The 8,051-nt window shown below is 60.6% G+C and carries 6 protein-coding genes; 4 read left to right on the top strand and 2 right to left on the bottom strand.

What is annotated here, in order from left to right; translation table 11 throughout:
- Positions 1-65: 65 nt before the first annotated feature.
- On the bottom strand, positions 66-506 hold the full coding sequence (cadR, locus tag THS27_RS25340; protein ID WP_085595673.1) for a Cd(II)/Pb(II)-responsive transcriptional regulator: 441 nt from the start codon (positions 504-506) through the stop codon (positions 66-68).
- Between the two features lie 85 nt (positions 507-591).
- Between cadR and THS27_RS25335 the strand changes: the two genes are divergently transcribed.
- From THS27_RS25335 to THS27_RS25320, 4 genes are all read left to right on the top strand, one after another.
- Positions 592-2,997 (top strand): heavy metal translocating P-type ATPase, encoded by a 2,406-nt coding sequence (locus THS27_RS25335; protein ID WP_034375348.1) that lies wholly within the window; start codon positions 592-594, stop codon positions 2,995-2,997.
- Complete coding sequence (gene lspA / locus THS27_RS25330) at positions 2,994-4,073, top strand: signal peptidase II (protein ID WP_075149163.1); 1,080 nt, start codon at positions 2,994-2,996, stop codon at positions 4,071-4,073. The genes THS27_RS25335 and lspA overlap by 4 nt, the downstream gene beginning before the upstream one ends.
- A gap of 125 nt (positions 4,074-4,198) precedes the next feature.
- The gene (locus THS27_RS25325; RefSeq protein ID WP_000147567.1) at positions 4,199-4,759 is read left to right on the top strand and encodes a recombinase family protein; all 561 of its coding nucleotides are present in this window, start codon (positions 4,199-4,201) and stop codon (positions 4,757-4,759) included.
- 2 nt (positions 4,760-4,761) lie between these two features.
- Positions 4,762-7,728, top strand: a complete 2,967-nt coding sequence (locus THS27_RS25320; protein ID WP_001138064.1) for a Tn3-like element TnAs3 family transposase — start codon at positions 4,762-4,764, stop codon at positions 7,726-7,728.
- On the opposite strand, the gene THS27_RS25315 is transcribed toward THS27_RS25320, so the two are convergent.
- The gene (locus THS27_RS25315) at positions 7,725-8,036 is read right to left on the bottom strand and encodes an IS66 family transposase (protein WP_256376840.1); all 312 of its coding nucleotides are present in this window, start codon (positions 8,034-8,036) and stop codon (positions 7,725-7,727) included. The genes THS27_RS25320 and THS27_RS25315 overlap by 4 nt on opposite strands.
- Between the last annotated feature and the right edge of the window lie 15 nt (positions 8,037-8,051).

Genomic DNA, 8,051 nt, shown 5'->3' with positions numbered 1-8,051 from the left:
TCGAACAGATGCCCGATATGGGGGTCGCCTCAGAAAACGGAAAATAAAGCACGCTAAGCCCTTACTTACCCAGATGTTTGACTGTTCGTGGCACTTTCACCATGGCAATTGCAATTGCCCAACCCTTGCAAAATGCCGCACGCCTCTACAGATCGAGAGCCAGAACACTTCTCGCGCAAATCAACCAAGTGCCGTTTTAACTGCAACAGCGCGGACACACGCATTTCCACCTGTTGAATATGGGCCTCCAGCAGCGTGTTGACCTCCCCACAGTCCTGCATCGGGTTGTCTCGCAGACCCAGCAATGCGCGAATCTCGCTCAACGTCATGTCGAGCGAACGGCAATGACGGATGAATTGCAAGCGCTCAATGTGCGCCTCACCGTACAGCCGGAAGTTGCCACCGCTTCGCGCTGGCTTCGGCAGTAGCCCTTCCTTCTCGTAGTAGCGGATGGTCACGACCTTGCACCCAGAGCGCTTGGCGAGGTCGCCAATTCTGATTTCCATGCATCAATCTCCAATTATCACTTGACTCTATAGTGACTATAGAGATTTTAATGGAGGCTGAATAGAAGATTTTCAGGAGTTACTCATGAGCGAATGCGCTTCAAAGGGGTGTGGCTGCACGACTGAGCCGATCATCCAACCCACGGCACCGGCCCCGCTGGCAACCGGATCGGCTCAAGCGGTGTACCGCATCGAGAACATGGATTGCCCGACCGAAGAGGCGCTGATCCGAAGCAAACTGGCCGGTCTGGCGGGGGTGGCGGGTCTTGAATTCAACCTGATGCAACGTACCTTGGCCGTGCGACACGAATTGCCTTCGTTGTCTCCCGTCGAGCAGGCGCTGAAGGCCATCGGCATGCAAGCTGTGCGCATGGATCAGGCGTCGGCCGAGCAGACGACCAAGCTGTCCATTGCCAAGATGGATTGCCCGACCGAAGAGACGTTGATCCGCAACAAGCTCGGCACCGTGGCCGGTGTTGCTGATCTCGATTTCAACCTGATGCAGCGCACGCTGTCGGTACGCCATGCGAACCAGGTTCTGCCAGACGTGCTCGTGGCACTGCAAGCGCTTGGATTCGAGGCGCAGGTCGTGGACACGGCAGAGGTCGCATCTCCATCCGCCGCCCCTGTGACCACGCCGACCAACTGGTGGCCGCTGGGCATCTCCTTGGTCACTGCATCGGCGGCCGAGGCGGTCTACTGGCTCCACAACGGCAATCACTGGTCGGTTGTCGTTCTGGCGCTTGTCGCGGTCTTCACGGGTGGCCTCTCCACCTACAAGAAGGGGTGGATTGCGCTCAAGAACCGTAATCTCAACATGAACGCCCTCATGTCGATTGCGGTCACGGGTGCCATGTTGATCGGCCACTGGCCCGAAGCGGCAATGGTGATGGTACTGTTCGCGCTGGCCGAGGTAATCGAAGCCAAATCGCTGGATCGCGCTCGTAACGCTATCCGTGGCCTGCTCGACCTGACCCCGGAACAGGCCACGGTACAGCAGGCTGACGGCACATGGCGCGAGGTGGGCGCCAAGCAAATCACCATCGGCGCCCGCGTCCGGGTCAAACCAGGTGAGCGCATCGCCCTTGATGGTGAGGTGCTGGAAGGCCGCTCTGCCGTCAACCAAGCCCCGATCACGGGTGAAAGCCTCCCGGTCGAAAAATCCCCCGGTGATTCGGTGTTCGCTGGCACGATCAACGAATCCGGCTCGTTCGAGTACCGCGTCACCGCCTTGGCCAACAACTCCACTTTGGCCCGGATCATTCACGCGGTAGAGGCTGCGCAAGGTAGTCGTGCGCCGACTCAGCGTTTTGTCGATCAGTTCGCCCGCTGGTACACCCCCGTTGTATTCGGCGTTGCCATCGCCGTCGCGTTGTTGCCGCCGCTGTTCATGGGTGCGGCATGGCTCGACTGGATCTACCGTGCATTGGTTCTGCTGGTGGTCGCCTGCCCGTGCGCACTGGTGATCTCTACACCGGTCAGCATCGTCAGCGGCCTGGCCGCCGCCGCCCGCCACGGCATTCTCATCAAAGGTGGCGTCTATCTGGAAGAAGGCCGCAAGCTGCGCTGGCTGGCTCTGGACAAGACCGGCACGATCACGCACGGCAAGCCCGCACAGACCGACTTTGTCACATGGGGCAATGCACTCGCCTCGGACAGCCGCAGCATCGCTGCCAGTCTGGCGGCCCGCTCGGACCATCCTGTATCCAAGGCGGTGGCACAGGCCGCGCAGACGGACGGGGTTGCCTTGCTCGACGTGGCCGAATTCAACGCGCTGCCCGGTCGGGGTGTGCAAGGCCAAATCAACGGTGCGACCTACCATCTGGGCAACCACCGGATGCTCGAAGAGCTGGGGCAGTGCACACCAGAGCTGGAGCAGCGCATCGCTGCGCTGGAAACCGCTGGCAAGACCGTCGTGATGTTGGTAGGCGCAAAGGCGGTACATGCCTTATTCGCCGTAGCGGACACCATCAAGGACAGCAGCAGGACCGCCATCGCCGAGCTGCACGCACTGGGCATCAACACCATGATGCTGACCGGCGACAACCCCCATACGGCACAGGCCATTGCCGCACAAGCCGGAATCGACCGTGCGCAAGGCAACCTACTCCCAGATGACAAATTGCGCGAAGTGGAGCAACTGGCCCGAAGCGGCAAGGTTGGCATGGTCGGTGATGGCATCAACGATGCCCCGGCCTTGGCGCGTGCGGACATCGGCTTTGCAATGGGAGCGGCTGGCACAGATACCGCAATCGAGACCGCCGACGTGGCCCTGATGGACGACAACCTGCGCAAGATTCCGACCTTCGTGCGCCTGTCGCGTGCGACGGCGCAGGTGCTGATGCAAAACATTGTGCTGGCCCTTGGCATCAAGGCAGTATTTCTGGTGCTGACCTTCACGGGTCAAGCGACCATGTGGATGGCGGTGTTTGCTGATATGGGGGCCAGCTTGCTCGTCGTTGGCAATGGCTTGAGGCTGTTGCGCAAATGAGCTGGAAATTCTTTCTCTACGACTGGGGTGGTCTGAACATCGCGTTGTTCCAAGCCATCAACATGAGCACACCTGCAGCGCTGGAACCGCTGGCATCGTTCTTCAACCTTGTGATAGGCAACTACTGGACTGCACCACTGATGCTCTTGGCGATGTGGGGATGGTCAAAGTCGGCACCTGACCCAACGCGGGCCGATGCCATCCGGTACAGACTCAGAGTCTTTAGCGTGGCCTTTGCGTTGGCATTTCTCGTCGCCACCATCTTGAAGCTATGGATCGACTTTCCACGCCCGCCTGCCGTTTTTGGCGACATGGTGCGCGTTATCGGGGGCATCGAACGACACTACAGCCTGCCCAGCGGGCATGCCACCTATGCCGCGCTGGTGGTCGGCGCGCTCTGGCCTTTGATAGGCCGTCGTGGCCGCATCGGCTTGGTGTTGTACGCCGCATTGGTCGGTTGGTCACGCATCGCAGCCGGAATGCACTTTCCTGCCGATGTGCTGGCGGGGTGGGTACTTGGATTGAGTTGCACGGCGCTCGCCGGGTGGCTGATGCCGCTGGCCGTCCCTGTGTGGCAATCGGCTCGCCGCACATCGACTTGGGTCTGGTTCGCAGTGGCCGCCAGTGCTGTCATGACCGATCAGCTCGCAAAGTTCGCCATCACCCGCACGTTTGCCTACGGTGAACAGGTCGAAGTCACGCCCTTCTTCAACTTCGTCCATGTCCTGAATCCCGGCGCGGCATTCAGCTTTCTGGCGAACGCTGGCGGCTGGCAACGTTACTTTTTCATCACGCTGGGCCTGGTCGTTTCTGCTTGGCTGGGACGCATGCTGTGCCAGCAATTGCCCCGTCTCGAAGCGATGGGATACAGCCTGATCCTCGGCGGTGCGCTGGGCAATGTCGCGGATCGTGTGCTGCGTGGACAGGTTGTTGATTTCCTTGACTTCCATTGGCGACTTGCGCACTGGCCCGCCTTCAACCTCGCTGATGTGGCGATAACTATCGGAGCGCTCTGCCTGTTCTTGACGGTTGTACCGAAAAGCAGTAAAGGCACAGAGGCCGAGGTGTCCGGTTAAGCTATACCCTAACCTGATGTCAGATGCCATGTGTAAATTGCGTCAGGATAGGATTGAATTTTGAATTTATTGACATATCTCGTTGAAGGTCATAGAGTCTTCCCTGACATTTTGCAGGGAATTCCATGACTGGACAGCGCATTGGGTATATCAGGGTCAGCACCTTCGACCAGAACCCGGAACGGCAACTGGAAGGCGTCAAGGTTGATCGCGCTTTTAGCGACAAGGCATCCGGCAAGGATGTCAAGCGTCCGCAACTGGAAGCGCTGATAAGCTTCGCCCGCACCGGCGACACCGTGGTGGTGCATAGCATGGATCGCCTGGCGCGCAATCTCGATGATTTGCGCCGGATCGTGCAAACGCTGACACAACGCGGCGTGCATATCGAATTCGTCAAGGAACACCTCAGTTTTACTGGCGAAGACTCTCCGATGGCGAACCTGATGCTCTCGGTGATGGGCGCGTTCGCCGAGTTCGAGCGCGCCCTGATCCGCGAGCGTCAGCGCGAGGGTATTGCGCTCGCCAAGCAACGCGGGGCTTACCGTGGCAGGAAGAAATCCCTGTCGTCTGAGCGTATTGCCGAACTGCGCCAACGTGTCGAGGCTGGCGAGCAAAAGACCAAGCTTGCTCGTGAATTCGGAATCAGTCGCGAAACCCTGTATCAATACTTGAGAACGGATCAGTAAATATGCCACGTCGTTCCATCCTGTCCGCCGCCGAGCGGGAAAGCCTGCTGGCGTTGCCGGACTCCAAGGACGACCTGATCCGACATTACACATTCAACGATACCGACCTCTCGATCATCCGACAGCGGCGCGGGCCAGCCAATCGGCTGGGCTTCGCGGTGCAGCTCTGTTACCTGCGCTTTCCCGGCGTCATCCTGGGCGTCGATGAACTACCGTTCCCGCCCTTGTTGAAGCTGGTCGCCGACCAGCTCAAGGTCGGCGTCGAAAGCTGGAACGAGTACGGCCAGCGGGAGCAGACCCGGCGCGAGCACCTGAGCGAGCTGCAAACCGTGTTCGGTTTCCGGCCCTTCACCATGAGCCATTACCGGCAGGCCGTCCAGATGCTGACCGAGCTGGCGATGCAAACCGACAAAGGCATCGTGCTGGCCAGCGCCTTGATCGGGCACCTGCGGCGGCAGTCGGTCATTCTGCCCGCCCTCAACGCCGTCGAGCGGGCGAGTGCCGAGGCGATCACCCGTGCTAACCGGCGCATCTACGACGCCTTGGCCGAACCACTGGCGGACGCGCATCGCCGCCGCCTCGACGATCTGCTCAAGCGCCGGGACAACGGCAAGACGACCTGGTTGGCTTGGTTGCGCCAGTCTCCGGCCAAGCCAAATTCGCGGCATATGCTGGAACACATCGAACGCCTCAAGGCATGGCAGGCACTCGATCTGCCTACCGGCATCGAGCGGCTGGTTCACCAGAACCGCCTGCTCAAGATTGCCCGCGAGGGCGGCCAGATGACACCCGCCGACCTGGCCAAATTCGAGCCGCAACGGCGCTACGCCACTCTCGTGGCGCTGGCCACCGAGGGCATGGCCACCGTCACCGACGAAATCATCGACCTGCACGACCGCATCCTGGGTAAGCTGTTTAACGCTGCCAAGAATAAGCATCAGCAGCAGTTCCAGGCGTCAGGCAAGGCCATCAACGCCAAGGTACGTCTGTACGGGCGCATCGGTCAGGCGCTGATCGACGCCAAGCAATCAGGCCGCGATGCGTTTGCCGCCATCGAGGCCGTCATGTCCTGGGATTCCTTTGCCGAGAGCGTCACCGAGGCGCAGAAGCTCGCGCAACCCGATGACTTCGATTTCCTGCATCGCATCGGCGAGAGCTACGCCACCCTGCGCCGCTATGCACCGGAATTCCTTGCCGTGCTCAAGCTGCGGGCCGCGCCCGCCGCCAAAAACGTGCTTGATGCCATTGAGGTGCTGCGCGGCATGAACACCGACAACGCCCGCAAGCTGCCAGCCGATGCACCGACCGGCTTCATCAAGCCGCGCTGGCAGAAACTGGTGATGACCGACGCCGGCATCGACCGGCGCTACTACGAACTGTGCGCGCTGTCCGAGTTGAAGAACTCCCTGCGCTCGGGCGACATCTGGGTGCAGGGTTCACGCCAGTTCAAGGACTTCGAGGACTACCTGGTACCGCCCGAGAAGTTCACCAGCCTCAAGCAGTCCAGCGAATTGCCGCTGGCCGTGGCCACCGACTGCGAACAATATCTGCATGAGCGGCTGACGCTGCTGGAAGCACAACTTGCCACCGTCAACCGCATGGCGGCAGCCAACGACCTGCCGGATGCCATCATCACCGAGTCGGGCTTGAAGATCACGCCGCTGGATGCGGCGGTGCCCGACACCGCGCAGGCGCTGATAGACCAGACAGCCATGGTCCTGCCGCACGTCAAGATCACCGAACTGCTGCTCGAAGTCGATGAGTGGACGGGCTTCACCCGGCACTTCACGCACTTGAAATCGGGCGATCTGGCCAAGGACAAGAACCTGTTGTTGACCACGATCCTGGCCGACGCGATCAACCTGGGCCTGACCAAGATGGCCGAGTCCTGCCCCGGCACGACCTACGCGAAGCTCGCTTGGCTGCAAGCCTGGCATACCCGCGACGAAACGTACTCGACAGCGTTGGCTGAACTGGTCAACGCTCAGTTTCGGCATCCCTTTGCCGGGCACTGGGGCGATGGCACCACATCATCATCGGACGGACAGAATTTCCGAACCGCTAGCAAGGCAAAGAGCACGGGGCACATCAACCCAAAATATGGCAGCAGCCCAGGACGGACTTTCTACACCCACATCTCCGACCAATACGCGCCATTCCACACCAAGGTGGTCAATGTCGGCCTGCGCGACTCAACCTACGTGCTCGACGGCCTGCTGTACCACGAATCCGACCTGCGGATCGAGGAGCACTACACCGACACGGCGGGCTTCACCGATCACGTCTTCGCCCTGATGCACCTCTTGGGCTTCCGCTTCGCGCCGCGCATCCGCGACCTGGGCGACACCAAGCTCTACATCCCGAAGGGCGATGCCGCCTATGACGCGCTCAAGCCGATGATCGGCGGCACGCTCAACATCAAGCACGTCCGCGCCCATTGGGACGAAATCCTGCGGCTGGCCACCTCGATCAAGCAGGGCACGGTGACGGCCTCGCTGATGCTCAGGAAACTCGGCAGCTACCCGCGCCAGAACGGCTTGGCCGTCGCGCTGCGCGAGTTGGGCCGCATCGAGCGCACGCTGTTCATCCTCGACTGGCTGCAAAGCGTCGAGCTACGCCGCCGCGTGCATGCCGGGCTGAACAAGGGCGAGGCGCGCAATGCGCTGGCCCGTGCCGTGTTCTTCAACCGCCTTGGTGAAATCCGTGACCGCAGTTTCGAGCAGCAGCGCTACCGGGCCAGCGGCCTCAACCTGGTGACGGCGGCCATCGTGCTGTGGAACACGGTCTACCTGGAGCGTGCGGCGCATGCGTTGCGCGGCAATGGTCATGCCGTCGATGACTCGCTATTGCAGTACCTGTCGCCACTCGGCTGGGAGCACATCAACCTGACCGGTGATTACCTATGGCGCAGCAGCGCCAAGATCGGCGCGGGGAAGTTCAGGCCGCTACGGCCTCTGCAACCGGCTTAGCGTGCTTTATTTTCCGTTTTCTGAGACGACCCCATATGGTCGAGTGCCTCCCTGGCCAGCTTTGATCCGGTTTTTTCATACACATCATGGATCTTGCGCCGCACATGCGCCCAGCAGGCCACCTCCCGGACCGGCTGATTGCCGGGGCCGTACAATTTGTTGAACCCGGCATATCCGTCAGCATGCAAATGGCCGGTAAAGTCTTTTAAGACCGTCTGCGGATGCAGGCCCTTGCGATCAGGGCTATAGCGATAAAGAGCGGCTGGCGGTATATCACTGCCATGAGGCCGTTCATCGCGAAGATAAATCCATAACCGTCCCTG

It is taken from the genome of Thalassospira sp. MCCC 1A01428 (genome assembly GCF_002115825.1).
In the GTDB taxonomy this organism is placed as follows: domain Bacteria; phylum Pseudomonadota; class Alphaproteobacteria; order Rhodospirillales; family Thalassospiraceae; genus Thalassospira.
Note: the sequence above shows the minus strand (reverse complement) of the source record. Positions and strands in the feature narration are given on the sequence as shown.